At 36.0% G+C, this 26,668-nt stretch carries 27 protein-coding genes and 2 tRNA genes; 28 read left to right on the top strand and 1 reads right to left on the bottom strand.

The genetic code is table 11. From position 1 onward, the window contains the following. The first annotated feature begins 38 nt into the window (after positions 1-38). From yidC to BMY57_RS04815, 11 genes are all read left to right on the top strand, one after another. Positions 39-821, top strand: coding sequence for a membrane protein insertase YidC (gene yidC / locus BMY57_RS04865; RefSeq protein WP_091772905.1), 783 nt, complete (start codon positions 39-41; stop codon positions 819-821). Next, positions 818-1,441, top strand: coding sequence for an RNA-binding cell elongation regulator Jag/EloR (gene jag / locus BMY57_RS04860; protein WP_091772904.1), 624 nt, complete (start codon positions 818-820; stop codon positions 1,439-1,441). Before yidC ends, jag begins: the two co-directional genes overlap by 4 nt. A gap of 407 nt (positions 1,442-1,848) precedes the next feature. Then, complete coding sequence (gene mnmE, locus BMY57_RS04855) at positions 1,849-3,225, top strand: tRNA uridine-5-carboxymethylaminomethyl(34) synthesis GTPase MnmE (RefSeq protein WP_091772903.1); 1,377 nt, start codon at positions 1,849-1,851, stop codon at positions 3,223-3,225. A gap of 36 nt (positions 3,226-3,261) precedes the next feature. Then, entirely contained in the window at positions 3,262-5,148 is a 1,887-nt protein-coding gene (mnmG, locus tag BMY57_RS04850) for a tRNA uridine-5-carboxymethylaminomethyl(34) synthesis enzyme MnmG (protein WP_091772902.1), read from the top strand. Between the two features lie 9 nt (positions 5,149-5,157). Then, complete coding sequence (gene rsmG, locus BMY57_RS04845; protein ID WP_091772901.1) at positions 5,158-5,874, top strand: 16S rRNA (guanine(527)-N(7))-methyltransferase RsmG; 717 nt, start codon at positions 5,158-5,160, stop codon at positions 5,872-5,874. A 230-nt stretch (positions 5,875-6,104) separates the two neighbouring features. Then, positions 6,105-6,956: a nucleoid occlusion protein gene (gene noc, locus BMY57_RS04840; RefSeq protein WP_091772900.1), complete on the top strand. Its 852-nt coding sequence runs from the start codon at positions 6,105-6,107 to the stop codon at positions 6,954-6,956. 131 nt (positions 6,957-7,087) lie between these two features. Further along, positions 7,088-7,861 carry a ParA family protein gene (locus BMY57_RS04835; RefSeq protein WP_091772899.1) on the top strand — a complete coding sequence of 258 codons (774 nt, stop codon included), beginning with the start codon at positions 7,088-7,090 and terminating at the stop codon, positions 7,859-7,861. Beyond that, positions 7,842-8,669 carry a ParB/RepB/Spo0J family partition protein gene (locus BMY57_RS04830; RefSeq protein WP_091772898.1) on the top strand — a complete coding sequence of 276 codons (828 nt, stop codon included), beginning with the start codon at positions 7,842-7,844 and terminating at the stop codon, positions 8,667-8,669. Before BMY57_RS04835 ends, BMY57_RS04830 begins: the two co-directional genes overlap by 20 nt. A 106-nt stretch (positions 8,670-8,775) precedes the next feature. Beyond that, a complete protein-coding gene (locus BMY57_RS04825; protein ID WP_091772897.1) occupies positions 8,776-9,495 on the top strand; it encodes a DUF554 domain-containing protein in 720 nt (239 codons plus the stop codon). A gap of 48 nt (positions 9,496-9,543) precedes the next feature. After that, entirely contained in the window at positions 9,544-10,431 is an 888-nt protein-coding gene (locus tag BMY57_RS04820; RefSeq protein ID WP_091772896.1) for an ATP-grasp domain-containing protein, read from the top strand. After that, positions 10,428-11,210 (top strand): ATP-grasp domain-containing protein, encoded by a 783-nt coding sequence (locus BMY57_RS04815; protein WP_091772895.1) that lies wholly within the window; start codon positions 10,428-10,430, stop codon positions 11,208-11,210. The genes BMY57_RS04820 and BMY57_RS04815 overlap by 4 nt, the downstream gene beginning before the upstream one ends. A 6-nt stretch (positions 11,211-11,216) precedes the next feature. Here BMY57_RS04815 and yyaC read toward each other — a convergent pair whose 3' ends face one another. Continuing rightward, positions 11,217-11,804, bottom strand: coding sequence for a spore protease YyaC (yyaC, locus tag BMY57_RS04810; RefSeq protein WP_091772894.1), 588 nt, complete (start codon positions 11,802-11,804; stop codon positions 11,217-11,219). 74 nt (positions 11,805-11,878) lie between these two features. Here yyaC and BMY57_RS04805 point away from each other — a divergent pair, with 74 nt between their 5' ends. The 17 genes from BMY57_RS04805 (at position 11,879) to BMY57_RS04725 (ending at position 26,534) form a co-directional block, all read left to right on the top strand. Further along, positions 11,879-12,901 (top strand): YkvI family membrane protein, encoded by a 1,023-nt coding sequence (locus BMY57_RS04805; protein WP_091772893.1) that lies wholly within the window; start codon positions 11,879-11,881, stop codon positions 12,899-12,901. Positions 12,902-12,945: 44 nt separating this feature from the next. Then, complete coding sequence (locus tag BMY57_RS04800; RefSeq protein WP_091772892.1) at positions 12,946-13,140, top strand: DUF951 domain-containing protein; 195 nt, start codon at positions 12,946-12,948, stop codon at positions 13,138-13,140. A gap of 175 nt (positions 13,141-13,315) precedes the next feature. Continuing rightward, positions 13,316-14,416, top strand: coding sequence for a redox-regulated ATPase YchF (gene ychF, locus BMY57_RS04795; protein ID WP_091772891.1), 1,101 nt, complete (start codon positions 13,316-13,318; stop codon positions 14,414-14,416). 132 nt (positions 14,417-14,548) lie between these two features. Continuing rightward, positions 14,549-14,839 carry a 30S ribosomal protein S6 gene (gene rpsF, locus BMY57_RS04790; RefSeq protein ID WP_091772890.1) on the top strand — a complete coding sequence of 97 codons (291 nt, stop codon included), beginning with the start codon at positions 14,549-14,551 and terminating at the stop codon, positions 14,837-14,839. Positions 14,840-14,851: 12 nt separating this feature from the next. Then, positions 14,852-15,343, top strand: a complete 492-nt coding sequence (ssb, locus tag BMY57_RS04785; protein ID WP_091772889.1) for a single-stranded DNA-binding protein — start codon at positions 14,852-14,854, stop codon at positions 15,341-15,343. A 31-nt stretch (positions 15,344-15,374) separates the two neighbouring features. Further along, positions 15,375-15,599, top strand: a complete 225-nt coding sequence (gene rpsR, locus BMY57_RS04780; protein WP_091772888.1) for a 30S ribosomal protein S18 — start codon at positions 15,375-15,377, stop codon at positions 15,597-15,599. A gap of 312 nt (positions 15,600-15,911) precedes the next feature. Continuing rightward, positions 15,912-16,235 (top strand): PadR family transcriptional regulator, encoded by a 324-nt coding sequence (locus tag BMY57_RS04775; protein ID WP_091772887.1) that lies wholly within the window; start codon positions 15,912-15,914, stop codon positions 16,233-16,235. Continuing rightward, positions 16,228-16,785, top strand: a complete 558-nt coding sequence (locus tag BMY57_RS04770) for an HAAS signaling domain-containing protein (RefSeq protein WP_091772886.1) — start codon at positions 16,228-16,230, stop codon at positions 16,783-16,785. The genes BMY57_RS04775 and BMY57_RS04770 overlap by 8 nt, the downstream gene beginning before the upstream one ends. After that, a complete protein-coding gene (locus BMY57_RS04765; protein WP_091772885.1) occupies positions 16,782-17,579 on the top strand; it encodes a DUF4097 family beta strand repeat-containing protein in 798 nt (265 codons plus the stop codon). Before BMY57_RS04770 ends, BMY57_RS04765 begins: the two co-directional genes overlap by 4 nt. A gap of 204 nt (positions 17,580-17,783) precedes the next feature. Beyond that, positions 17,784-18,722, top strand: coding sequence for a YybS family protein (locus BMY57_RS04760; protein WP_091772884.1), 939 nt, complete (start codon positions 17,784-17,786; stop codon positions 18,720-18,722). 28 nt (positions 18,723-18,750) lie between these two features. Beyond that, positions 18,751-20,724, top strand: a complete 1,974-nt coding sequence (locus BMY57_RS04755) for a DHH family phosphoesterase (protein ID WP_091772883.1) — start codon at positions 18,751-18,753, stop codon at positions 20,722-20,724. Then, on the top strand, positions 20,721-21,167 hold the full coding sequence (gene rplI, locus BMY57_RS04750; RefSeq protein WP_091772882.1) for a 50S ribosomal protein L9: 447 nt from the start codon (positions 20,721-20,723) through the stop codon (positions 21,165-21,167). Before BMY57_RS04755 ends, rplI begins: the two co-directional genes overlap by 4 nt. Positions 21,168-21,209: 42 nt before the next feature. Then, a complete protein-coding gene (dnaB, locus tag BMY57_RS04745; protein WP_091772975.1) occupies positions 21,210-22,565 on the top strand; it encodes a replicative DNA helicase in 1,356 nt (451 codons plus the stop codon). 448 nt (positions 22,566-23,013) lie between these two features. Next, entirely contained in the window at positions 23,014-24,303 is a 1,290-nt protein-coding gene (locus tag BMY57_RS04740; protein ID WP_091772881.1) for an adenylosuccinate synthase, read from the top strand. A gap of 151 nt (positions 24,304-24,454) precedes the next feature. Then, positions 24,455-24,531 (top strand) — tRNA-Asp (locus BMY57_RS04735). Positions 24,532-24,608: 77 nt separating this feature from the next. Beyond that, positions 24,609-24,684, top strand: a tRNA-Phe gene (locus BMY57_RS04730). A gap of 311 nt (positions 24,685-24,995) precedes the next feature. Continuing rightward, positions 24,996-26,534 (top strand): peptidoglycan DD-metalloendopeptidase family protein, encoded by a 1,539-nt coding sequence (locus tag BMY57_RS04725; RefSeq protein ID WP_175615169.1) that lies wholly within the window; start codon positions 24,996-24,998, stop codon positions 26,532-26,534. The last annotated feature ends 134 nt before the right edge of the window (positions 26,535-26,668 follow it).

The raw sequence follows: 26,668 nt of genomic DNA, 5'->3' as shown, positions 1-26,668 counted from the left end.
TGTTAGTAGTTTGTCGATTTGTTAGGAGGAAATAGAGAGTGCGCAAAAAGATTATACTTGTTATAGCGTTAATAGGCATAGCGGTTTTTTTATCCGGTTGTATGGATGTAAACCAAGACCTTACTCAGGATACTAAAGAAGGGGTTTGGGAAGAGTTTTTTGTATGGCCGTTAATTACGTTAATTGAATTTATTGCAGAAGGTATTTTCAATCATGGATACGGATTAGCGATTATTATTGTGACTGTATTACTTCGTACATTAATCCTTCCATTAAATATTAAACAATTAAAATCATCTCAGGCAATGCAATTATTGCAGCCAGAGATTCAGAAGTTAAGAGAAAAATATTCTTCTAAAGACCAACAGACACAACAGAAATTACAGCAAGAAACGATGGCGTTATTCCAAAAACATGGTGTTAACCCATTGGCTGGATGTTTACCGATCATAGCACAAATGCCAATCTTAATTGCATTCTATCATGCGATTGTAAGATTCCCACCGATTAGAGAATATGATTTCTTATGGTTCTCATTAGGTGAACCAAGTATTATTCTGGCCATCATCACAATGGCAACGACTTTTATTCAGCAGAAAATTATGATGGCTGGGCAACCAGCTAGTGTGAACCCACAAATGCAAGTTATGTTATACTTATTACCATTAATGATTGGTGGTTTTGCATTATTCTTCCCATCAGCATTAGCACTTTACTGGGTAGTAGGTAACTTATTCATGATCGTTCAAACCATTTTTATTCGTCGTCCAATGATGAAACAATTTGAAGAACAACAAAAAAATGGGGGATCTAAAAAGTGAGAGAAATAACGGCTAGTGGTCAAACAGTTGAAGAAGCTAAAGAGAATGCGCTTCGTCAATTAGGCCTTACAGAAGATCAAGTTAACTTAGAAGTGATTGATGAGGGAAAAAAAGGTTTGTTAGGAATCTTTGGATCCAAACGTGCTTACGTTAAAGTCCAAGAAAAGATTGACTTAGCTAAAATTGGACAACAATTCTTACAAAGTGTTTCTCTTGAAATGGGAGTAGAGGTCGACGTGAAAGTTCATAACAATGACGATGAACTTGTATTTGAACTCGTTGGCGAAAAAATTGGTTTACTCATCGGTAAGAGAGGACAAACTTTAAATGCATTACAATACTTAACGCATTTAGCGGTGAATAAAGTAGATGCATCACAATATGTAACAGTTGTTGTAGACGCTGAGAATTATCGTGAAAGACGAAATGAAACGTTGCATCAATTAGCTGAAAAGTTGGCGAGTAAGGCCGTTCGAACAGGCGAAGATGTTAAAATTGAACCAATGCCTTCATTTGAGCGTAAAATCATTCATACAGCTTTACATGACCACGACAGCGTTACAACTCACTCAGAAGGAAAAGATCCTAATCGATATATCGTGATTAAACCGAATAAATAATGAATCAAAGGCCTTCCGTTAAGGGAGGTCTTTTTAAATGGAAGTGATCTTAGAAAGTTTATTATCTAATTTTTGAGTTTTATTATCCATTTTTGAAGTTTATTATCCAAATCCAAGAATTTATTATCTAAATTTCAAATTTTATTATCTATTTTTTAAATTTTATTATCTAAATAGAACATTTTATTAGAAATTACTCTTTATTATTATCTAATTGTCGTCACTAGATTTGTAACCAGTAGAAATGGTCCTTGAATCCTTGGTAGAAGGCGAGTAAAAGCTCATTTCTATGGAAATATTTAGCCGTATATTTAGCTTTTCTTTTTACTTGAAATATGTTATTGTTTTAAGTTAGGAAATTATGCAATCAATTTCCTGTAAAATAAGCCTTGAAAGGGGTGAAGGTTATGGAACAAGATACAATTGCTGCGATTTCAACGCCGATTGGAGAAGGTGCAATTGCCATTGTTAGATTAAGTGGGGATGATGCATTTTCAATTGCTAATCGAGTGTTTAAAGGTAAAGATTTAAATGAAGTGGATTCACACACAATTCACTACGGCAATATTATGGATCCAAAAACGGATGAGTTAGTCGAAGAAGTGATGATTACGGTTATGAAAGGTCCTAAAACCTTCACCCGTGAAGATATAATAGAAATTAACTGTCACGGTGGAATGGTTTCAGTTAACCGTGTTCTTCAATTAGTGTTAAGAGAGGGAGCTCGTCTAGCAGAGCCAGGAGAGTTTACAAAACGAGCTTTCTTAAATGGCCGTATCGATCTTTCTCAAGCTGAAGCGGTCATGGACCTTATCCGTGCTAAAACGGATCGAGCTATGAATGTCGCCCTCAAACAAATGGACGGTCGTTTATCTCAATTAATCCGACAATTACGTCAAGAATTGATTGAGACGGTTGCTCATGTTGAGGTGAATATAGATTATCCAGAGTATGATGATGTTGAAGAAATGACGCATGATATGTTGATTGAAAAAGCATCTCATGTTCAAAAAGAAGTTCAAAAGATTCTTCAAACAGCTAAACAAGGGAAAATATTAAGAGAAGGGATTGCAACGGCGATCATTGGTCGTCCAAACGTTGGAAAATCCTCTTTACTCAATAAATTAGCACATGAAAATAAAGCCATTGTAACGGAGATTCCAGGAACGACTCGTGACGTCATTGAGGAATACGTCAATGTGAGAGGTGTCCCATTACGTTTAATTGATACAGCGGGAATTCGTGAGACAGAAGATATCGTTGAAAAAATTGGGGTCGATCGTTCTCGCCAAGCTTTAAAAGAAGCAGACTTAATCTTACTAGTATTAAACGGTCATGAAGAGTTTACGAAAGAAGATGCTGAATTATTTGAAGCGGCAGAAGGAATGGACGTCATTGTTCTTGTGAATAAGACGGACTTAGAACAAAACATTGATATGAGTGCTGTAAAAGAAGCAGCTAATGGTGCTCCAGTCGTTACAACTTCACTTCTACAAGAACAAGGTGTAGATGAATTAGAAGAAGCGATTGCAAACACGTTTTTTGATGGTGAATTAGAATCAGCTGATTTAACGTATGTATCGAACGTTCGTCATATTCAGTTACTCGAACAAGCGGAATCAGCTTTAGATGATGCGTTAAATGGTATTGAATCAGGAATGCCATTAGATTTAGTTCAAATTGATATTACGAGAACGTGGGAGTTATTAGGAGAGATTATTGGAGATAATGTTCATGAATCATTAATCGATCAGTTATTCTCCCAATTCTGTCTCGGTAAATAAAACGTTGAAGATTAAAATTATAAGGAGGTAATAAAGATGTATAATGCAGGCCAATACGATGTCATTGTCATTGGTGCTGGTCACGCTGGCGTCGAAGCTGGATTAGCTTCAGCTAAACGCGGTGCCAAAACGTTAATGCTGACCCTTAACCTTGATTTAATTGCATTTATGCCATGTAACCCATCAGTCGGTGGACCAGCCAAAGGTGTCGTTGTACGTGAAATCGATGCTCTTGGTGGTCAAATGGGTAAAACAATAGATAAAACGCATATTCAAATGCGTCTTCTCAATACAAGTAAAGGTCCAGCTGTTCGTGCATTACGTGCACAAGCAGATAAAGTTCTTTACCAACAAGAAATGAAAAAAGTAATTGAAAACCAAGAAAACTTAACGCTTCGCCAAGGAATGGTGGATGAATTAATCGTTGAAGATGGTGTTGTAAAAGGAGTCCTTACTGAAACTAAAGCAGCTTACTACGCACCAACCGTGATTGTAACAACAGGTACGTTTATGCGAGGAAAAGTATTAATCGGAGACATTGAATACGAAAGTGGACCGAACAACCAACGTGCGACGGTTAAGCTGTCTGAACAACTAGAAGAGCTTGGCTTTGATATCGTTCGTTTTAAAACGGGAACACCACCACGTGTTAATAGTCATACGATTGATTATTCTAAAACAGAAATTCAACCAGGTGATGAAGAGCCACGTGCATTCTCTTACGAAACGACAGAGTATATTACAGATCAAATTCCTTGCTGGTTAACGTATACTGGTGAATTCACACACCAAATCATTGATGAGAACCTATCTCGTTCAGCGATGTATTCAGGTGCAGAACGCGGTACAGGGCCGAGATACTGCCCATCAATTGAAGATAAAATTGTACGTTTTAACGACAAACCACGTCACCAAATTTTCCTAGAACCAGAAGGCCGAAATACAGAAGAAGTATACGTTCAAGGTCTATCCACATCTCTACCTGAAGATGTTCAAAAGCGTCTACTTGAGACCATTCCAGGTCTTGAAAAAGCTGAAATGATGCGTGCAGGATATGCCATTGAATATGATGCCATTGTTCCAACTCAACTATGGCCAACACTGGAAACAAAGAAAGTCGAAGGACTATTCACAGCAGGTCAAATAAATGGAACATCTGGTTATGAGGAAGCTGCAGGTCAAGGTATTATGGCGGGTATTAATGCAGCTGCAAAAGCACTCGGCAAAGAATCATTAATTCTTGACCGTTCACAAGCATATATCGGTGTCTTAATTGATGACTTAGTTACAAAAGGAACAAACGAACCTTATCGTTTACTAACATCACGTGCTGAGTATCGTCTATTACTACGTCACGATAATGCTGACCTTCGTCTAACGGACCTTGGTTATCAATATGGTTTAATTCCTGAAGAACGTTATGAACGTTTTAATACGAAAAAACAATTAATTGAAGCTGAGGTTAAACGACTAAAATCTCATATCATTAAGCCGACTCAAGAGGTACAACAACTAATTGAAAAATTAGGCGGCTCACCACTTAAAGATGGTGTTAGAGCATCTGACTTACTTCGCCGTCCAGAAGTGAAGTATGATCATATTAAACAACTTGTACCGAGCGAGGAAGACCTTCCAAATGATGTAGAAGAACAGGTTGAAATTATCGTTAAGTATGAAGGGTATATCGAAAAATCCATGCAACAAGTTGAAAAAATGCGTAAGATGGAAAACAAACGTATTCCGGATCATATTGATTATGATGATATTCAAGGTATTGCTACTGAAGCGAAGGAAAAGCTAAAGAAAGTACGTCCATTATCAGTAGGGCAAGCCTCTCGTATTTCTGGGGTAAACCCATCAGATATTTCCATTTTATTAGTGTATATTGAACAAGGACTTCGATCAAAAGCTTCTAACGAATAGAGGATGTTTATGGATACAACAGTCTTTTATAATGAATTAAATAATCGTGGTATTCAACTAACAGACCAACAACTTAAACAGTTTGAGACTTATTATGAGGTTTTAGTTGACTGGAACCAAAAAATGAATTTAACAGCCATCACAAATCGAGAAGAAGTTTATTTAAAACACTTCTATGATTCGATTTCAGCTGCATTTTATTTCGATTTTAATCAAATCGATCAAGTGTGCGACGTTGGGGCTGGAGCGGGATTTCCTTCAATCCCGCTCAAAATTACATACCCACATTTAAATGTAACCATTGTCGATTCACTTCAAAAACGAATTACATTTTTGAACCATTTAGCCGATCAACTCAATTTATCAGGAGTAGCTTTTTATCATGATCGAGCTGAGACCTTTGGTAAGAATAAAAAGTTTAGAGAAACTTATGATGTCGTCATGGCTCGCGCTGTTGCAAGAACGTCTGTATTAAGTGAATTATGTTTACCACTAGTAAAAGTGGGCGGTCAATTTATCATGATGAAGGCTGCAAAATTTGAGGAAGAAAAAGAACAAGGTGAATTGGCTGTTAAAACGTTAGGTGGAGAATGGAATGACATTCATTCATTTAATTTACCAATTGAAAATAGTGAACGAAATATTGTAATCATCGATAAAAAACGCAAGACACCTAAGAAATACCCAAGAAAGCCTGGTACGCCAAATAAAGATCCAATTGAGTAAAAAACATTGTCGTATATTTAAGGATTTTGACGTAAAGTTAACTCTAGTATTCTATAAAATTCACTTCTACCAATGATAAGTTTATGGTAAAATAGGGATAGTGAATCACAACATATACTAGTCATACTAATGATAGAAATGTAATGTTTCACGTGAAACATTACATTTTTTAAGATGTAAAAATTACATAAACCATATGGATTCATTGAATTTTGAAGGTGGGTGCCTAAATGAGTTCGTTAAGTAAGTTATTCGGTAAGAGCGAACCGAAAAATGATTCAACCGAGGAAAACTATAACAACGAAATAGTTGAACTGCCGGTCAAAGATATTCAACCTAATCAGTATCAACCCCGCACTATTTTCGACGACAAAAAAATAGAAGAATTAGCTCAAACCATTCGAACACATGGGATGATTCAGCCAATTGTCGTAAGAAATCTTGAAGGTGAGTCAGGTTATGAACTCATCGCTGGTGAAAGAAGGTGGCGTGCTGTTCAAACCTTAGAGTGGGAGACGATTCCTGCGATTGTTAAGGATATGACAGACACGCAAACGGCTTCAGTTGCTTTAATTGAGAACCTCCAGCGTGAAGAGTTAACGGTTATTGAAGAGGCGATAGCTTATGACCAGTTATTACAAATACATGGGTTAACTCAAGAAGCACTTGCACAGCGCTTAGGTAAAAGCCAATCAACAATTGCAAACAAATTAAGATTACTTAAATTACCGAGTGTTGTTCAACAATCGATCCTAAATAAAGAGATTACGGAGAGACACGCTCGTGCTCTAATAGGTTTGAAAGATCCAGAAATACAAGAACAAGTATTAGCTATTATTATTGATAAACATTTAAATGTTAAACAAACTGAAGAACATGTCCAACAGATTTTAAACCCTGAAGAAAAACCGAAAAAGAAGAAAAAACCTCAGGTTAAAGGGGTTAATAAAGACGTAAGAATCGCTTTGAATACAATTAAACAGTCCTTGAGTATGGTTAAAGACACAGGTATGGATGTGGAAACAGAAGAAAGTGACTCAGATGATTTTTACGAAATTAAAATAAAAATACCAAAAAAATAGATAGAAGTAACTATGATTCCCATCTTAATTTCGAAGATGGGGCTTTTTTTCTACTATATTTATCTAACATTTCTATAGTTAACGTGATAAAATAATATTATTGAAAACTTTTAGATTGGGCAGGTGACATTATGGGGAAAGTCATTGCCATTGCAAATCAGAAAGGTGGAGTTGGTAAGACAACAACAGCTGTGAATCTCAGCGCATGCCTTGCAAATGAAGGTAATAAAGTCTTACTAATTGATATCGACCCACAAGGAAATGCAACAAGTGGCATTGGAATAAATAAAGGCGATATGTCCTCGTGTATATATGATGTTTTAATTGAAGAGGAAGATCCAAAAGCAGTATGTGTATCATCAAATATTCCTAATTTAGATGCAATTCCAGCTACGATTCAATTAGCTGGTTCAGAAATAGAGTTAGTCCCTACGATTTCGAGGGAGTTACGACTACGTAAATCACTAGAAAATATTCGGGAAGACTATGATTATATTATTATTGATTGTCCTCCTTCATTAGGATTGCTAACCTTAAACGCATTAACTGCAGCAGACAGTGTCATTATCCCTGTTCAGTGTGAATATTATGCGCTTGAAGGGTTAAGTCAGTTACTCAATACCGTTCGATTAGTTCAAAAACGTCTAAATCAAGACCTAACGATAGAAGGCGTTTTACTAACAATGTTAGATGCAAGAACAAACTTAGGTATTCAGGTGATTGAAGAAGTGAAAAAATACTTCCAAGATAAAGTGTTTAACGCAATTGTTCCAAGAAATATACGTCTTGGAGAGGCACCTAGTCATGGTGAACCGATCATTACATATGATCCGAAATCGAAAGGTGCAGAAATATATTCCGAGTTAGCGAAGGAAGTGATGGCAAATGGCCAGAGGGTTGGGTAAAGGTTTAGAAGAGCTTTTTGGAGTTGAAGAAGAAAGCGTACAAGAACTACCCATTGATCAAATACGTCCAAACCCTTACCAACCTAGAAAAAACTTCGAAGCTGATGCAATTGAAGAGCTGAAAGATTCGATCATGCAATACGGAATATTACAACCAATTATTGTCCGTAAAGCAATTAAAGGCTTTGAAATTGTAGTTGGGGAAAGACGTTTTCGTGCTTCAAAAGAAGGTGGATTAAAGACCATTCCAGCAGTTGTCCGCGAACTTACGGACGAACAAATGATGGAATTAGCTTTACTAGAAAACCTTCAACGTGAAGATTTAAGTCCAATGGAAGAAGCAGAAGCTTATGAACGATTAATTCACGAATTAAACATTAAACAAGACGAATTAGCCAAAAGGTTAGGGAAAAGTCGCCCGCACATTGCTAACATGATGCGCCTGTTATCACTCCCTGAAAAAATTCGAGCTATGATCAATAGTAAAGAATTAACGATGGGACATGGACGAGCCTTGTTAGCTCTTAAAGAAGAAGATGAGATGCTTCTTGTTGCTGATAAAATCCGAAAAGAACACCTTAACGTTCGCCAAGTTGAGAAACTTATTACTCAGCTTAATGAAAAGAAAAAGAAGAAAAAGAAAACGACGAAAAAAGATGTCTTTATTTCATCCAAAGAAGCAGAATTACGCGACTTCTTTGGGACGAGTGTGAACATCCAACAAGGTAAGAAAAAGGGTAAAATCGAAATCGAGTATTTTGATCAAAGTGATTTGAACCGAATACTTGAATTAATAACGAGTAAGTAGTGAACTCGCCGTCATGGCGAGTTTTCTTTACAATAAATAGCTTTAAAATGTTTCACGTGAAACATTTTATTTTACATACTTGAAAATTAAGTTAGGATGGTTCGTTTTGGCATTAACAGGGGTAATCGTTAACGGGGTTTGTATATTAATAGGGACGTTGTTAGGGTTATTTTTTACTAAGATTCCAGAAAGAATAAAAGACACGATTATGAGTGGTATTGGCTTAACTGTCATTTTAATTGGTTTATCGATGGCCTTTGCATCTGATCGGGTTATAGTCGTACTATTAAGCTTAGTTTCAGGGGCCATTATTGGTGAGGGGATCGATTTAGATGAAAAATTAAATCGTCTAGGATCCCACATAGAAGTAAAATTTAAAAAGCCAGGTCAAGAATCTCGAATTGCAGAAGGTTTTGTGACGGCTTCATTAATATTTGTGATAGGTGCGATGGCAGTCGTTGGAGCTTTAGATAGTGGTTTAAGAGGGGATCACGGTATCCTATTTACCAAGTCTATCATTGATGGGTTTGTCGCCTTAGTGTTAACGACGACGATGGGGTTTGGTGTTGTGTTCTCAGCTATACCAGTTGTGTTATATGAAGGTGGGATCGCACTTTTTGCAACACAAATTAATGAATGGTTACCAGAAAACATCTTAGATTTATTTATAGAAGATATGACAGCGACTGGTGGATTATTAATCTTTGCCATAGGGTTAAATTTACTCAAAATAACAGAAATAAGAGTTGCAAACCTTTTGCCAAGCCTTGTCACAGTTGGATTCGTTCTATATATTTATACGCAGATTCAAGGCTGGTTAACCTAATAAGGTAATGATTAGTCTCAAATTCCGATCAAAGGTGGAGAAAATTGTATGAATGGTTGGATCATTTATAATGGAGCATTAAAATTTAAAAAGTTCCACCTATTAGTTGAAAGCTTAGTAGCAGAATCGAAGAAGAAAGGGATTCAATTAGAAGCCATTCCTAATAGTGAACTATTGCCAATGTTTCATTCTGATGGCACACAAGGTTTAAAAAGTCTTAGGTCTCTTAATGAACCTGACTTTATCATTTTTTGGGATAAAGATATTTATTTAGCTAAGCATTTAGAAGCGATGGGGTATCGCTTATTTAATCGAAGAGTAGCGATTGAGAATTGTGATCATAAGGCTTACATGCACTTACAGATGGCTCAAGATACTATCCGAGTCCCTAAGACGATCGTTGGCCCTTTTACGTTCCATCAGCATGAGCTATCAGGTGAGTATATCGATTATATATTTGAAGAATTAGGCTCTGAAGTTATTTTAAAAGAAGTATTTGGTTCATTTGGTATGCAAGTATATAAATTTAATAACAAAGAAGATTTAATTCATAAAATGAAAGAATTAGATGGTCGGGATTTTATATTACAAGAACCAATTAAATCATCTTTTGGAAGAGATATTAGGGTGACGATTATTGGTAATCAAGTAATAGGCGGAATGAAAAGGGAGTTTGCCACCGATTTTCGTGCCAATATTACATTGGGCGGACGAGGAGAGTTAGTAGAGTTAACTGAAGAACAAGAGAAATTGGCGTTAAAAGCACATCGTTCATTAGGTTTAGACTTTAGTGGAGTTGATTTACTATTTGATGAGGATGATCGACCTATTGTCTGTGAGGTCAACTCAAATGTGAATTATTTAAGTTTTGAACAGGTGTCAGGAGTCAATGTCAGTCGTTTGCTATTAGATTATATTGTGGGTGAAATGCCATGAATGGATTATTGATTTATAATAAAGCAGATTATAAGAAGAATAGTGATTATGTCAAATGGATTCAAGATATGGCTGCTCAGTTTGGGATGAAAATAGAATTAGTCTTTAGTGACGATTTTTATCAGCATGGTTATGAAAAATATGATCAAATACAATTTGCTATAAACCGTACTCGAGACTATCATTTATCTTTAATACTAGAATTGAATCATGTAAGAGTCTTTAATCAATCAACAATCACTCTTCTTGGGAATAATAAATTGGCCGCCTATCGCCATGCTAAGGAGCAAAACATCAAGTATCCTCCAGTGCGATTAGATTGGACGAATCAGGATCAAATAATCTCTAAACCAGTTGATGGACATGGGGGAGAAGGGGTTCAAAGGTTAAGTGAATTAAAGGTTTCAGATTTTAAGAATCGTATACAACAAACCTTATTAACAAATTTAATGGGTGATATAAGGTTTTATGTGATTAATAATCAAATTATCCAGGCTATAATACGGAAAAATGATGGTGGATTATTGTTTAACTATAGTCAAAATAACACTTGTGAGATCTTTGAATACACCCATGAACATCACCAATTAGTTCATCAGTTTTTACATGGATTAAAAGCTGATTATGTGGGGGTAGATTTTTTCCTGACTGATGAAGGAGAGTTAATATTTAACGAGCTTGAAGATGTTGTTGGAAGTAGAATGTTAAGCGATTTAGGTATTAATAATACAACGGAACTATTCTTAACACATATTATGAATCAATTAAAAGGAGCCTAATAAAATCTATTGGGCTCCTTTTAATTTAAATATAGAGGATTGTTGTTTTAAATGAGTATCAGCGTAATACAAGGCTTGTGCAATTTGTTTAGCCATATGCATGACCACTGAAAGTCTTGTGTTTTGTAAAATACTGAACTCCATAAAACCACTTACATTGACATAACCTTTGATATACAAATCACCAATAGGTGGTAGGTCTTTTTTGACTGCTGCACCAGGCGAAAGAGAACCGATTCCAACATCGACCGTTTTAACTTTTGGCATGGTAGATAAAGCGGCATCGACTGCAATTATATAAGGGTGGTCATATTGGTTATGAATATTTAAAATTGTTTCTTCTAAGTTTTTGGCATGAACCGGCTCATCAATGGTTCCATAGACTTGAAGTTTCATAAGTGGCTTATAATTCAAATAGTGGCCAACGAGTGGACCTAGACTATCACCCGTAGATCGATCAGTGCCAATGCATAAAACGATAATAGGTTGATCATGAGGAACATTATTTTGAATAAAATGAAATAAGTTTTTAGCAAAAAGCTGCTCCTTTGTATGTAGATTCATAGAGTTTTGATTACAGTTAATAGAAGTCATACTTCATACCCCTTGTACATATTTTTACTAGTATATGGCGTATCGTTTAAAGATATACATAAGGGGTTGAAGGGATGCTTGGAGGATTAAAATGGATAGGGTTAATTGTGGCAACTATGATTGGTGCTGGATATGCCTCCGGTCGAGAAATTTGGGAGTTTTTTGGGCATGAAAGTGGACTAGCCATTTTATTATTTATGATGATGTTCATCATCAGTTGTATTGTTGTATTAACGATCAGTTATGAACTTAAAACAGAACATTACTTACCCGTTTTACAAACATTAGTTGGAAAGAAGTTCGCCAACTTCTATGATTGGGGCGTTCTACTATATTTATTTACGATGCTATTCGTCATGATCTCAGGTAGTGGTGCAACGGTTCATATCCTAGAATTGCCTTATTTCTTAGGTGTTATATTAATGATTGTGTTATTGTTAGCTGTTATTCCTTATGGTATGGATGGCATTGTATCGATTAATCGGTTTCTTTTACCTATGTTAATCATCGGCTTGGCCGTTGTTTTGATAATTTTTATATATCGAGAAAATGTACCATATATTTATAATCTGTATGAACAATCTAATTGGGCTTCAGCCATTCCATTTACGTCACTGAATGTTGTCCCACTCGTTGCGGTTATTGGAGCCATTGGGAAGGAAATTAAGACTAAGAAAGAAATATATGTGGCCAGTATCGGAAGTGGACTTATTTTAGGTGTGATCTCGTATCTATATAATATCAGTTTAATTCATGTATCGGATCAGTTATTCTTTTATGAAATTCCGTTGTTTGCGATTTTAAATGGTTATCCAATCCAGATGTTCTTTTTCATGTCTGTTTTGTTATGGTTCGCCATTTATACAACAGCGATTACGAGTTTATTTGGTCTTATTGCTCGCGTTAAAGAATATTTTAAGTGGAGTAAAGGCGTTGTTGGAGTATTAATTATTTGTGCTGCCGTTCCCTTTACGCTTGTTGGTTTCTCAAATTTGATTAGCTATTTATACCCCTTATATGGTCTTATAAATATTTACGTATTAGCCATGATTTTATTGTTTCCTATTATAAGACGAGCCAATCAAGGGAAAATTTGATAAAATAGAAGAGAAAACGGTCTAGAAAGAAAGGGATGGTGACTATGGTTGAGCAAAACTACGATTTAAATGATATCGTTGAGATGAAAAAACCCCATCCATGTGGTTCAAATGAGTGGAAAATCATTCGTATGGGAATGGATATTCGGATAAAATGCCAAGGATGCAATCATAGTGTTTTAGTACCTAGAAAAAAGTTTGAAAAAAAACTAAAAAAAATTATTAAAAAAGCAAGTTAAAAAATTGTTTCACGTGAAACAATTTTTGATTTTCTTCATGTTTTTTGAATAAACAGAGGCAAAAGTGCCTTTGTTTTTTTATTTTCTCTATAACTTGTGTTTTTATCTTCTAATATCTATAATTGTTATGGACTAATCTTGTTAGGTTGGGTACGGAATTGAAGGAGTGTAAATTATGTCATTAACTGCAGGAATCGTTGGGTTACCAAACGTCGGTAAATCAACGTTGTTTAACGCGATTACACAAGCTGGTGCACTATCAGCTAACTATCCATTCGCGACTATAGATCCTAATGTAGGAATTGTTGAGGTGCCGGATCATCGTTTGCAAAAGCTTACGGAAATGGTGAACCCGAAAAAAACAATTCCAACATCATTTGAATTCACAGATATTGCAGGAATTGTTGAAGGTGCGAGTAAGGGTGAAGGGTTAGGAAACCAGTTCTTATCTCACATTAGACAAGTCGATGCAATATGCCATGTGGTACGTTGCTTTGAAGACGAAAATATAACGCATGTGTCTGGTAGAGTGGATCCAATTTCAGACATTGAAACGATTAATTTAGAGTTAATTTTAGCGGACCTAGAGACCATTATGAAACGCTATGATAAAGTAGCGAAATTGGCTAAACAAAAAGTGAAAGATGCAGTATTTGAATTTGAAATTTTAGAGAAATTAAAAGAGGCTTTTGAAAACGAACAGCCTGCGCGTGCATTAGAGTTTACAAAAGAACAAGAAAAGTATGTGAAGCAGTTACATTTATTAACGATTAAGCCAATTTTATATGTGGCAAACGTTGGGGAAGACGAGTTGTTAGATGTTGATCACAATGAAAATGTCCAAAAAGTAAAAGACTATGCTGCAAACGAGGGAGCAGAAGTTATTGTCGTTTGTGCAAAAGTAGAATCCGAAATCGCCGAACTAGAAGGTGAAGAAAAAGAAGAGTTTCTACAAGAGTTAGGCATAGAGGAGTCAGGATTAGACCAGCTAATCAAAGCTTCATATAATATGTTAGGCTTGGCAACTTACTTTACGGCTGGTGAACAAGAAGTAAGAGCTTGGACATTCCGTAAAGGGATGACGGCGCCGCAAACAGCTGGAATTATCCATACAGATTTTGAGCGAGGATTTATTCGAGCTGAGACGGTATCCTATAATGATTTAGTAGAAGCTGGTTCGATGGCAAAGGCTAGAGATTTGGGTAAAGTTCGTTTAGAAGGAAAGGAATACATCGTTCAAGATGGCGATGTCATCCATTTCCGTTTTAACGTTTAATCATAAAGGGTCAAAAATAATAGTTGTTTGTTTGAAGGGTTTTTGATATAATACTTTATTGTGAGTAATTAGGTTTACTCCTTGCTCCATATAAAATATGGGGCCGTAAAGTCCAAGAGGAGGTGAAGACGGATGACTAAATACGAAATCATGTATATCATCCGCCCAGATATCGAAGAAGAAGCTCGCAAAGCTGAAATTGAGCGTCTTCACAACGTGTTAACGAATAATGGCGCGGAGATTACGAATGTTGATGAAATGGGTCAACGTCGTCTAGCATACGAAATTAACGATTACCGTGATGGTTACTATGTTGTTGTTAATTTTTCAGGCGACTCTGTAGCGGTTGATGAATTCAGTCGTAAAGCGAAGTTCTCAGACGATGTACTTCGTCATATGGCAATTCGCGAAGACGATCAATAAGGAGTGTTTGATGTGTTAAACAGAGTAGTATTAGTAGGAAGATTAACCAAAGACCCTGATTTACGTTACACCCCAAATGGAGTGGCTGTTGCGAACTTTACAGTAGCTGTCAATCGTCCTTTCTCTAATCAGCAAGGAAACCGTGAAGCAGACTTCATTAACTGTGTTATTTGGAGACGCCAAGCAGAAAACCTTGCGAATTATATGAAGAAGGGTAGCATGATCGGTGTTGATGGCCGCATTCAGACACGTAGTTTTGATGGGCAAGACGGAAAACGAGTTTTCATAACAGAAGTTGTGGCTGAAAGCGTTCAGTTTTTAGAGTCTAAAGGGTCATCTCAAGGTGGACAAAACATGCAAGGAAGTCCAGCTCCAAACACATCAAACCAAGGATCATCAAACCAAAATCAAAGTGGATTTGGACAGTCTCAACAAGAAGACAACAATCCATTTGAAAATAGCGGTGAACCGGTAGACTTATCAGATGACGATCTACCATTTTAATCAAACATTGTAATCAAAGGAGGGTTATCACATGGCACGTCGTGGACGTAAGCGTAGAAAAGTGTGTTACTTCAAATCGAATGGTATTACACACATCGACTATAAAGATGTTGATCTACTAAGACGTTTCGTTTCAGAACGTGGTAAAATTTTACCTCGTCGTGTAACAGGAACATCTGCTAAATATCAACGTAAATTAACTAAAGCAATTAAACGCGCTAGACAAATGGCTTTATTACCATATGTTAGCGAATAATGATATGTAAGAGGTAATGCTTAACGCATTGCCTCTTTTTTATATTAAGAAAATTTCCCCTGAGGCGGAGTAAGAAGTAAATGGAGAATCCTACACCCAAGCTTGAAAAGCAAAGACTTAAAATTATACACCTACACTTATTACATGTTCTGTTAAACCACTCTAAACAGTCCATCTTTCACCCATACAAATTAATTATTAATTAGTACCTTGCATTGTACAGTAGTTGGTGGTATATTTATTTTGCAGGTACTAATTTTATTTCAGTACTATATAATATATAGTAGTTAGAAAAATCGGAGGTTGTCTACCATGAATATCCAATTTAAAAAAGGAGCGCTAGAGTTATGTGTCCTTGCTTTGCTAAATAAGCAAGATCATTACGGCTATGAACTCGTTAAGAAAATATCAGATCGAATCGCAATATCTGAAGGATCTGTATACCCCTTATTGAGAAGACTGAAAAAGGAAGAATACTTTACGACTTATTTGCAAGAATCTCAAGAAGGACCATCACGTAAGTATTATCAGTTAACGGATAAAGGAAGAGATCATCTAAATGATTTGCTCAAGGAATGGGAGCATTTCTCTGAAGGGGTAAATCATATTATTGAGGAAGGTGTTAGTCATGAATAAGAAGGAATTTCTCACTAGTTTAGAAACTAGGCTAAAAAAGCTTTCTAACGAAGAAAGAGAAGATATATTACAGGACTTCAGTGAACACTTTGAAGTTGGAAAAGCGGAAGGTAAAACAGAAGAAGAAATCGCTCATTCACTAGGGTCACCTGGTCAAATTGGTAAAGAGATATTAGCTAGTTACTATGTCGATAAAGTTGAAACTTCATCATCAACAACGAATATATTTAAAGCGGTTTGGGCGGTCATTGGATTAAGCTTCTTTAATTTAGTTATTGTACTAGGGCCATTTATCGCTTTAGTAAGCTTGATTGTGGCAGGATGGGCAATAGGGGCATCATTTGTAGTTTCTCCGATTTTATTCTTAATTAATATAGCTGTATTCCCTGATGCTTTTATGTTATTTGATTTGTTTTTCTCTATAACATTATGTGGACTGGGGTTATTACTGATTGTCGGCATGCTATATGTGTCACGTATATCGATTAAAGGTTTTGTGAAGTATCTGAACTATAATGTAAATCTTGTTAAAGGTGGAATGAACTCATGAACATAAAGAGAGTGAAGGTGCTAGCTATTGTGTTAATAGTCGTAGGTGGAATCGGTAGTCTACTTACTTACCGCTTTTATGAACCAACTACTCTTGCTGTTACAAAGGAACTTGAAGACGCTCATATAAACACTATTGAAATAGATGCCAATAATGAAAAAGTAGAAATTATACCTACAACTGATCCTACCCCAAAGGTTGAATTAACAGGTAAAGAAAATGAGCACACTAAGAGTGAACTAATTGTAGAAGAAAATGACCAGACTCTATCGATTCAGACAGAGAATAAAATGAGAAAATGGTTTAACTTTAATTTCTTTCAATTATCACGAACATTAACTGTCTATTTACCTGAAAAAGAATATGAACGTTTAGAAGTGGATGTAAGGAATGGAAAGATCCAAGCGAATGATTTAGTGATCCATGATGTCAAGGTAACAAGTAATAATGGGAAAGTAGAGCTTGGAAATATCATTGCCGATTCTTATGATCTTAGAACTAGTAATGGAAAAATTGATCTTGAAAATCTTGATGGAGAATTGAAGGTGAAGGCAAATAACGGAAAAATATCCTTAGTTACAGAGGATCTAGATCGAAATATGGACTTAGAAACTCATAATGGAAAAATAGATATTCAAACTGAGAACGAGCCGACAAATGTTATTTTTGATACTTCTGTGAATAATGGTCGTGTGAAGCTATTTGGTGACGATGATTATAATAAAGTCATAGGTGATGGAGATAACATTATTAGATTACGTACGAATAATGGAAGTATTACTGTAACCCAATAATGAAATCTTAAAGGAGTGAACTTGAGCCAGTTCACTCCTTTATTTTTAGTTTAGGTTCTTTTTGGTAATAAATCTTTCTCTATAAGGTGTTCGAAATCAGCTCAGTTTTTCTTATGCTTTTCATATGATTGAACATAAATATGATGTAAAATAATAATATTAGGTGACATAGATTAGTTTTAAAGTTAGAGGTGCGAGTAAATCATGAATTCGTCAAGTGCAACTAAAGATGGTTTGATGTATGGAGCTATATATATAGTATTGTTATTTGCAACTTTTTTTGTACCCGTATTAAGTATTGTTATAATGTTCGTACTACCATTACCATTTATACTTTTTGCTTACAAATATGAGATTAAAACTACGATGATAATGTTTGTCTTAACTCTCTTGGTTAGCTCATTATTCTTATTTTATTTATCCATTCCAATTACGCTTTTTATGGCATTAGGTGGAATGGCGATTGGATATGCACTTAGACAGAAACGGACATCCTATGAAACATTAGCGTTGGGTACGGTAGGTTACTCAGTAGGTTTAGCTCTCGTTTATGTCTTAAGTCAATTCTTGTTCCAAGTGAATTGGTCTCAAGAGATACAAAATGCGGTTGATGAAAGCTTACAAACGTTTATGTCTTTATATGATCAAGTTGGTGAACTATCCGAACAAGAAATTGAGCTATATCGTGAACAGATGTATTTAATGGTTTATAAAATTCCAGCTGGTATTGTAATATTTGGGTTAGCTTTCGCCTGGATTACACAATGGATTAGTCACAAAATCATTCATAAAATAGAAGGACAATCCATTAAATTTCCACCGTTTAGAGAATTTACATTACCAACTTCTTTAATTTGGTATTATTTTATTGGAATTGTGTTAATGTTAATTTTTCCTTCACCGGAAGACTCATTATATTTAGTTGCGGAGAATTTATCGACTTTAGCTGGCGTGTTATTAGCAATCCAGGGTCTGTCATTTGTCTTTTTCTTTACGCACTATAAGAAGTGGCCAAGATTTATTCCAATAATTGTTATCGTGTTAATTGTCTTACAACCATTATTACTCCTTTATCCATTGAGAATATTAGGTATAATTGACTTAGGTTTGCAACTAAGAGATCGGCTAACGAAGAAAAAATAAGTCGATCGATTGGGAGATGAGTTCATTTATGAATGACGTTAAGGAACTAACGGAAAACAAGAGTATATGGCTGCTTTACGTATTGGCTGGTATATTAACAACTATTGTATTCTATTATCAGTGGTTAATTGGTACAGTGTTAGCAGTTGTATTAGCTGTGATTGTTTATTTCACATATAGGACAGAAACATTAAATAAGCAACGAACTGAAAATTATATATCTACATTATCTTATCGTGTCAAAAAGGTAGGAGAAGAGGCATTGCTGAACATGCCTTTTGGAATCCTCCTTTTTAATGAGGAAAATCAAATCGAATGGGCCAATCCATTTATTAATGATTTTTTTGATCCTGAACAATCATTGATCGGCGAATCATTAGAAGATTTATCTGAAAGTCTTGAAGTGGCAGTTAAAGATGGTGATGAAGAGAAGTGGATCACCCTAGGGGATAAACGTTTTCAAGCCATAATTAAATCTGAAGAACGTTTAATTTATCTGTTTGATCGAACAGAACAAATTGAGTTACAAAATCAATATGATAATGAACGTGCAGTATTAGGCGTGATCTTTTTAGATAACTATGAAGAGCTAACACAAGCGATGGATGATACATCTAAAAGCCATTTAAACTCAGAGGTGACATCCATTCTTAACAACTGGTCTAATGATTACGGGATCTATTTAAAACGAACCTCACAAGAGCGCTTTATTGCGGTTATGAATAAAGAAATCTTAACTCATCTTGAAAAATCTAAGTTTGAAATACTGGATGAAGTTAGAGAATTAATTTCAGATCAAAATGTTCCATTAACGTTAAGTATCGGGATAGGAAGAGGATCATCGGACCTGCCCGAACTTGGAGATTTAGCACAGTCTAGTCTCGACCTAGCATTAGGACGCGGTGGAGATCAAGTGGCCATCAAGGATGAAACAGGCCGCGTTAAATTCTATGGTGGGAAGACGAACCCAATGGAAAAACGAACCCGTGTGCGTGCACGCGTTATTTCTCATGCCTTAAGAGAATTAGTAAGAGAAAGTGAAAAAGTACTCATCATGGGTCACCAGACGCCTGACATGGACTCGATTGGATCGTCCATTGGAATTTTGAAATTGGCTCAACAAAATGGGAAAAAAGGGTACGTTGTTTTTGACCCAGATGGCGTCAATACAGGTGTACAACGCTTGATGGATCGAATTGGAGAAAATGAGTCACTTAGCGAGTGGTTCATTACACCTGACGATTCTTTAGACATCGTGACAAAGGATACATTAATTGTTGTAGTTGATACGCATAAACCATCAATGGTTATGGAAGAACGTTTGTTGAATAAGACAGAGCATATTGTCGTGATTGACCATCACCGAAGAGGTGAAGAGTTCATTGAACAGCCGACACTTGTTTATATGGAGCCTTATGCATCGTCAACGGCTGAACTCGTAACAGAACTCTTAGAGTATCAAGATGGACCGTTAAAACTCGATGTTTTAGAAGCTACTTCTTTACTAGCTGGTATCACAGTTGATACGAAGTCATTTACATTAAGAACTGGATCGCGCACATTTGATGCGGCATCCTATTTACGTTCTAAAGGCGCGGATACCGTACTTGTACAAAATTTATTAAAAGAAGATTTAGATGTTTATGTAAGGCGAAGCGAACTGGTTAAGAATGCGACCGTTTATCGTGAAGGTGTCGCTATTGCTAAAGGCTTAGAAGGTGAAGACTACGGAGCCATTATCATTGCTCAAGCGGCCGATACGTTATTGACCATGAGTAATGTCAAAGCATCATTTGTCATCGCGAAACGACAAGATGGTAAAATAGGGGTAAGTGCTCGTTCACTTGGAGAAATCAATGTTCAAGTGATTATGGAAAAAATGAACGGGGGTGGCCATTTAACCAATGCGGCCACACAGCTTGAAGATACCACTCTAGAACAAGTAGAAGAACAACTTAGAGGTATTATTGAGGAATACTTTGAAGGAGGGGACGAATCATGAAGGTCATTTTCATAAAAGATGTAAAAGGTAAAGGTAAAAAAGGGGAAGTTAAAAACGTCTCTGAAGGTTACGCACGTAACTACTTATTAAAAAATAATCTAGCTGTCGAAGCGACAAAAGGAAATTTAAAACAGCTAGAAGGTCAAAAACAGAAAGAGAAAGAAAAAGAGCAAGAAATTCTTCATGAAGCGAAGAAACTTAAAGATCAATTAGAGGATATGACAGTAGAGTTAACAGCTAAATCAGGAGATGGCGGTCGACTATTCGGCTCCGTTACAAGTAAACACATTGCAGATGAATTAAAGAAGAAGCATGATATTAAAATAGATAAACGAAAAATTGAATTGGATGAACCAATTCGTAACTTAGGCTTCACGAATGTTCCCGTAAAACTACATCCAGATGTAACAGCAACATTGAGAGTACATGTAAAAGAAGCTTAGTGGAATTGTTCCGCGTTGAAGGGGGAACCGGATGTGACAGATATGGTATTACAAGATCATACACCGCCACATAATATTGAGGCTGAACAGTCAGTGTTAGGGGCTATATTTTTACAGCCTAATGCCATTGTCTCAGCCTCTGAAATATTAGAGCCTGATGATTTTTACCGAGTTAATCATCAACGAATTTTTGAAGTGATGATTCGTTTAACAGATAAGGGTGAACCGATTGATTTAGTCACGGTCACAAATGAATTAAGAGAAATGGATGTATTAGAAGAAGTTGGGGGTGTCACTTATTTAACAGATTTAGCCGAATCTGTCCCAACCGCAGCTAATCTAGAATATTACGCTAAGATTGTGGAAGAAAAGTCAGTCCTTCGCCGTATTATATCGACAGCAACGGGAATTGTAACGAAGTCATATGAAGAAAAAGACGAACTCTCTGAAATCATTGATTATGCTGAGAAATCCATCCTAGATGTTTCTCAACAAAAAGCATCTGGTAAGTTTCGTAATATAAAAGATGTATTAATCAATGTATATGACAATATTGAACAGTTACATCACCAAAGTGAAGAAGTGACTGGAGTTCCAACAGGATTTAAGGATTTAGATCACATTACATCAGGTTTCCAAAAAAACGACTTAATTATAATCGCAGCTCGTCCTTCTGTTGGTAAGACAGCATTTGCCCTTAATATTGCACAAAACGTAGCTATACATGCACAAGAAAACTGTGCCATCTTCAGTCTAGAGATGGGAGCGGAGCAGTTGGTCATGCGTATGTTATGTGCAGAAGGGAACATTGATGCGCAACGATTAAGGACAGGCAGTCTTCAAGAAGAGGACTGGGGTAAATTAACCATGGCGATGGGAAGTTTATCGGATGCAGGAATCTACATCGACGATACACCAGGTGTTAAAATAAGCGAAATTCGTTCAAAATGCCGTCGTCTAAAGCAGGAATCTGGTTTAGGCATGGTATTAATTGATTATTTACAATTAATCCAGGGAAGCGGCTCTAGTCGTGAGAACAGACAACAAGAAGTATCTGAGATCTCGCGTCAGCTAAAAGCTTTAGCACGTGAATTAGAAGTTCCTGTTATAGCCTTATCGCAGTTATCACGTGGTGTGGAACAACGACAAGATAAACGCCCGATTATGTCTGATATTCGTGAATCAGGAAGTATCGAGCAGGATGCCGATATTATCGGTTTCTTATACAGAGACGACTACTATAATGATGATACAGAAAAAGAAAACATCATTGAAATCATTATTGCTAAACAAAGAAATGGTCCAATTGGGACAGTTGAATTAGCCTTTGTTAAAGAATATAACAAGTTCGTTGACTTAGATCGAAAATATAATGAAGCGGATATACCGCCAGCTTAAAAACTCCTCATTTTTGAGGAGTTTTTTTATATTATGAGAAAGTATAAACTTGGCGAAAGAAGTGCCTTATTTAGCGAAACCATCTATGAAATCGGCGAAACCTTTTTCAAGTTTGGCGAGAATCATAATTAAATTGGCGAGAGTTAATTAAAAATTAGCGAAACGTCTTTACAAATCGGCGAAACGAACCCCTCTGGTACATAAAGATTTCTTCTACTTTTTCTCCCGTTAAAACCGTCTCATCACTTACAGGTTTTCTTATATTAAAAAGGTGTTTGTATAAAAATAAGGGATTAATAAAGGATAATAGAGATCATGTATTAAAGGAAAACACGTATGAAAACACAAAAAGATATAATAATGTTCGTAAATTCATTGATTGCTATATCATTTACTGATAGAATATTTTTGTGCTTAAGTTATTTCTTAATATTTAGGAGGTCCTCATATGACAACAGCAGTAATAATCGGGACACAGTGGGGCGATGAAGGTAAAGGTAAAATTACAGACTTTCTCGCTAGACAAGCAAACGTCATCGCACGCTATCAAGGTGGAGACAATGCTGGTCATACAATCCAGTTTAAAAATGAAACATATAAATTACACTTGATTCCATCAGGTATTTTTAATTCTGATAAAGTATGTATTTTAGGTAATGGTATGGTTATTAACCCTAAAAAATTACTAGAAGAAATGAACTACGTTAAAGAAAACGGTATGTCTGTTGAACATTTAAGAATTAGCAGTCGTGCCCATGTAATCATGCCTTATCACATGGAGCTTGATCGATTACAAGAAGAGTCAAAAGGTAAAGAGAAGCAAATCGGTACGACGAAGAAAGGGATTGGCCCAGCATATTCGGATAAAATTAATCGAATGGGAATTAGAATGGCGGATCTATTAGAACCAGATACGTTAAAAGAGAAAATTGATCAACAAGTTGAAGAGAAAAACATTTGGTTTGAGAAGGTATATAATCAAGATCCAATAGATGCAGAGCAAGTTTTACAAGAGTATCTTGAATATGGAGAAGCTTTAAAGCCATATATCCTTGATACATCTTTAGAATTAGAAAAAGCAATTGAAAATCATCAACATATCCTTTTTGAGGGTGCTCAAGGGGTTATGTTAGATATAGATCAAGGAACATATCCTTATGTTACATCATCGAATACATCGGCGGCAGGTGTCGCGACAGGAAGTGGGATTGGTCCTAATAAAATTAATAAAGTTGTGGGTGTATCTAAGGCTTATACAACTCGTGTTGGTGATGGTCCATTTCCAACTGAATTACATGATGAAATTGGGGAACAAATCCGTCGAGTCGGTCATGAATATGGGACAACAACAGGTCGTGCAAGACGTGTGGGTTGGTTCGATACAGTGGTAGTGAATCATGCGAAACGAGTAAGTGGTTTAACGGATTTATCATTAAATTGCTTGGATGTATTAAGCGGTTTAGAGACATTGAAGATTTGTGTAGGTTACAAAGTGAATGGTGAAGTGATTCAATACTATCCAGCAAGCTCCAAAGAATTGAAGGATTGCCAGCCTATTTATGAAGAATTACCAGGGTGGAACGAGGATATAACACAAGTGAGAAGTTACGATGAACTTCCTGAAAACGCTCAGAAATACATTCAACGCATTGAAGAGCTTATTGGCGTTCGAGTATCCATCTTTTCTGTTGGTCCAGACCGTGAACAAACAATTGTTCAAAACGAAATTTATTCATAATATTAAGGTAAGATCAGCATCCCTTACAGTAAGAGATGCTGATCCTTTAATTATTAGAATAATTAAACTTTAAGCTTTTAAAAAGAAAAATTTAAAAGAAGCTTGTCAAAGAGACGACCTTTTGGTAATATTAACGCTGTCCGCAATTATTGGTCCGGTAGTTCAGTTGGTTAGAATGCCTGCCTGTCACGCAGGAGGTCGCGGGTTCGAGTCCCGTCCGGACCGCCATTTTTATTTTGCATGTAGCTTTGTGAGAACGTATATTTCTCTGAGTGAAATTTTCGCAATTTAATTTATCCATACTTGGCTCGGTAGCTCAGTCGGTAGAGCAACGGACTGAAAATCCGTGTGTCGGCGGTTCGATTCCGTCCCGAGCCACCATTTATTAACACAGTGATCCTGTGTTTTTTCTTTTATTGTCAGATTTCTACAATTTTATATTACAAAAGGATTACAAAAGGCTCATTAGTTCAGAATTTTCAAAAATAAAAAGTGTATATTTACGCTTTTAGTAGAATTATAATCATTATGATTTCAAGATTTTTCTAGATTCTATACAAGTTGTTTACAATATGTAAACAAAGGTTTATTTTAATTATTCTATTATGGTAGATTTATATGTATATACGAGAAGTGTGTCAGTTTTATACTATATATTAATAGATAGATTGTGGATTTTGGAGGATATTGTCGTGAAACAGTTAATGGGGAGATTTAAGGATAGCGTAAAGCGTTTTCGGAATGTATCTATTCTAAAGATGACGCTGCTTATAACTTGTTTAGGCATGGGAGTTGCTTTTGGAACTGTTTATGCCGATTCGTTAGACGAAAGTTTTGTAGAAGTACATCATGTTTATGTTGACTCTGAATATGTAGGAACAGTCAAGGATAAAGAAGAAGTTGAAAGTTTTATAGAAACTAAAGAAGAAGAAGCTGAAAGTGAATATGATGGTGTCGACTTAACGCCAGAACAAAAAGTGACTTACATTAGTGAAGTCGTTTTTACACCGAGTGATGAGGCAGACTTAGTACTTGACCAATTAGAAGATAACTTAACATTTAATGCTACAGCTATTAAGCTTCAAATGAAGGATCAAGTGATTGGTTATGTAAATGATTTAGAAACTGCGAATAAAGCCATTAATAATGTAGTCAATAAATATCTACCAGATGAATTGGATCAGGAGATTGAATTTCTAAAAATGGAAGATGACGAAATCGTATCTCCAATTTTAAGTCACCTCCCTTCAGGTGAAGCGAATCAGTCAGAAAGTGATGAAGAAGATGAAGAAGAACCGACACTCCGTTTAGAAGATGGATCAGTTGTTTTAGATATTGGATTGACCGAGAATATGATAGTTGTAAAAGAAGGGGTTGACCCTACTAAACTACTAACTGTAGAACAATTACAAAAGATGCTTGAACGCGGTACAAAAGGAGAAACAGTACATACCATTCAAGAGAGTGAGGTTCTAAGTCAAGTTGCATCAAAGTATGATTTGTCTTATGAAGAACTGCTTGATATGAACCCAGATTTAGATGAAGATTCAGTCGTACAGATTGGTCAAGAGGTTAAAGTCGAAGCAGATCAACCATTTATTAATGTCAGTTATACCGTAGAAAAATCAGAAGAAGAATCGATTAACTATAAGACGGTAACTAAGAATACGAAAACATTGGATAAAGGTGAATCTAAAGTTGACCAAGAAGGTAAAAAAGGTGTTAAGGAAATCACTTATCGTGTAACAACAAAGAATAATGAAGTGATTAAGAAAGAAAAGATTGACGAAGAAGTAATTAAAGAACCTCAAGATGAAATCATTCTAAAAGGTACTAGAGAAGTCCCATCAAAAGGAACGGGATCTTTAGCGAAACCAACTGTTGGTGGTTTTATTACGAGCCATATGGGGCCTCGTTGGGGTAGTTACCATAAAGGGATCGATATTTCAGGTGTAAGTAATCGAACAATCAAAGCAGCAGACAATGGTGTTGTAACGTTTGCAGGCAGTGATGGAGCATATGGAAATAAAATTATTATCGATCATAAAAACGGATTAAAAACCGTTTACGCTCATTTAAGTAGCATTAGTGTAAGCAATGGTCAAACAGTCAAACAAGGACAACAAATAGGTGTCATGGGAAGCACCGGTAGTTCCACTGGAACACACTTACACTTTGAAGTTATAAAAAATGGTTCACAGGTAAATCCAACTAATTATGTAAGTTACTAAAACCAAACCTCTAGCTTGAGTGAGCTAGAGGTTTTCTACTTCTTAAAATGAGAATGAGTCACAATATGAATAAAACATTGCTAAATAAGACATTTAACTTGTTTTGTTGTAGAATAATATTTAAGGTAAACTAA

It is taken from the genome of Piscibacillus halophilus, from assembly GCF_900110685.1.
Taxonomy (GTDB): domain Bacteria; phylum Bacillota; class Bacilli; order Bacillales; family Alkalibacillaceae; genus Piscibacillus; species Piscibacillus halophilus.
The sequence above is the reverse complement of the archived record's forward strand: the minus strand, read 5'-3'. Positions and strand labels throughout refer to the sequence as shown.

Coding starts and splice junctions, on each gene's coding strand:
- mnmE (WP_091772903.1), top strand. CDS start 1,849: ATGGAACAAGATACAATTGCTGCGATTTCAACGCCGATTGGAGAAGGT.
- mnmG (WP_091772902.1), top strand. CDS start 3,262: ATGTATAATGCAGGCCAATACGATGTCATTGTCATTGGTGCTGGTCAC.
- rsmG (WP_091772901.1), top strand. CDS start 5,158: ATGGATACAACAGTCTTTTATAATGAATTAAATAATCGTGGTATTCAA.
- noc (WP_091772900.1), top strand. CDS start 6,105: ATGAGTTCGTTAAGTAAGTTATTCGGTAAGAGCGAACCGAAAAATGAT.
- BMY57_RS04835 (WP_091772899.1), top strand. CDS start 7,088: ATGGGGAAAGTCATTGCCATTGCAAATCAGAAAGGTGGAGTTGGTAAG.
- BMY57_RS04830 (WP_091772898.1), top strand. CDS start 7,842: ATGGCCAGAGGGTTGGGTAAAGGTTTAGAAGAGCTTTTTGGAGTTGAA.
- BMY57_RS04820 (WP_091772896.1), top strand. CDS start 9,544: ATGAATGGTTGGATCATTTATAATGGAGCATTAAAATTTAAAAAGTTC.
- BMY57_RS04815 (WP_091772895.1), top strand. CDS start 10,428: ATGAATGGATTATTGATTTATAATAAAGCAGATTATAAGAAGAATAGT.
- yyaC (WP_091772894.1), bottom strand. CDS start 11,804: ATGACTTCTATTAACTGTAATCAAAACTCTATGAATCTACATACAAAG.
- BMY57_RS04805 (WP_091772893.1), top strand. CDS start 11,879: ATGCTTGGAGGATTAAAATGGATAGGGTTAATTGTGGCAACTATGATT.
- BMY57_RS04800 (WP_091772892.1), top strand. CDS start 12,946: ATGGTTGAGCAAAACTACGATTTAAATGATATCGTTGAGATGAAAAAA.
- ychF (WP_091772891.1), top strand. CDS start 13,316: ATGTCATTAACTGCAGGAATCGTTGGGTTACCAAACGTCGGTAAATCA.
- rpsF (WP_091772890.1), top strand. CDS start 14,549: ATGACTAAATACGAAATCATGTATATCATCCGCCCAGATATCGAAGAA.
- rpsR (WP_091772888.1), top strand. CDS start 15,375: ATGGCACGTCGTGGACGTAAGCGTAGAAAAGTGTGTTACTTCAAATCG.
- BMY57_RS04775 (WP_091772887.1), top strand. CDS start 15,912: ATGAATATCCAATTTAAAAAAGGAGCGCTAGAGTTATGTGTCCTTGCT.
- BMY57_RS04770 (WP_091772886.1), top strand. CDS start 16,228: ATGAATAAGAAGGAATTTCTCACTAGTTTAGAAACTAGGCTAAAAAAG.
- BMY57_RS04765 (WP_091772885.1), top strand. CDS start 16,782: ATGAACATAAAGAGAGTGAAGGTGCTAGCTATTGTGTTAATAGTCGTA.
- BMY57_RS04760 (WP_091772884.1), top strand. CDS start 17,784: ATGAATTCGTCAAGTGCAACTAAAGATGGTTTGATGTATGGAGCTATA.
- BMY57_RS04755 (WP_091772883.1), top strand. CDS start 18,751: ATGAATGACGTTAAGGAACTAACGGAAAACAAGAGTATATGGCTGCTT.
- rplI (WP_091772882.1), top strand. CDS start 20,721: ATGAAGGTCATTTTCATAAAAGATGTAAAAGGTAAAGGTAAAAAAGGG.
- dnaB (WP_091772975.1), top strand. CDS start 21,210: ATGGTATTACAAGATCATACACCGCCACATAATATTGAGGCTGAACAG.
- BMY57_RS04740 (WP_091772881.1), top strand. CDS start 23,014: ATGACAACAGCAGTAATAATCGGGACACAGTGGGGCGATGAAGGTAAA.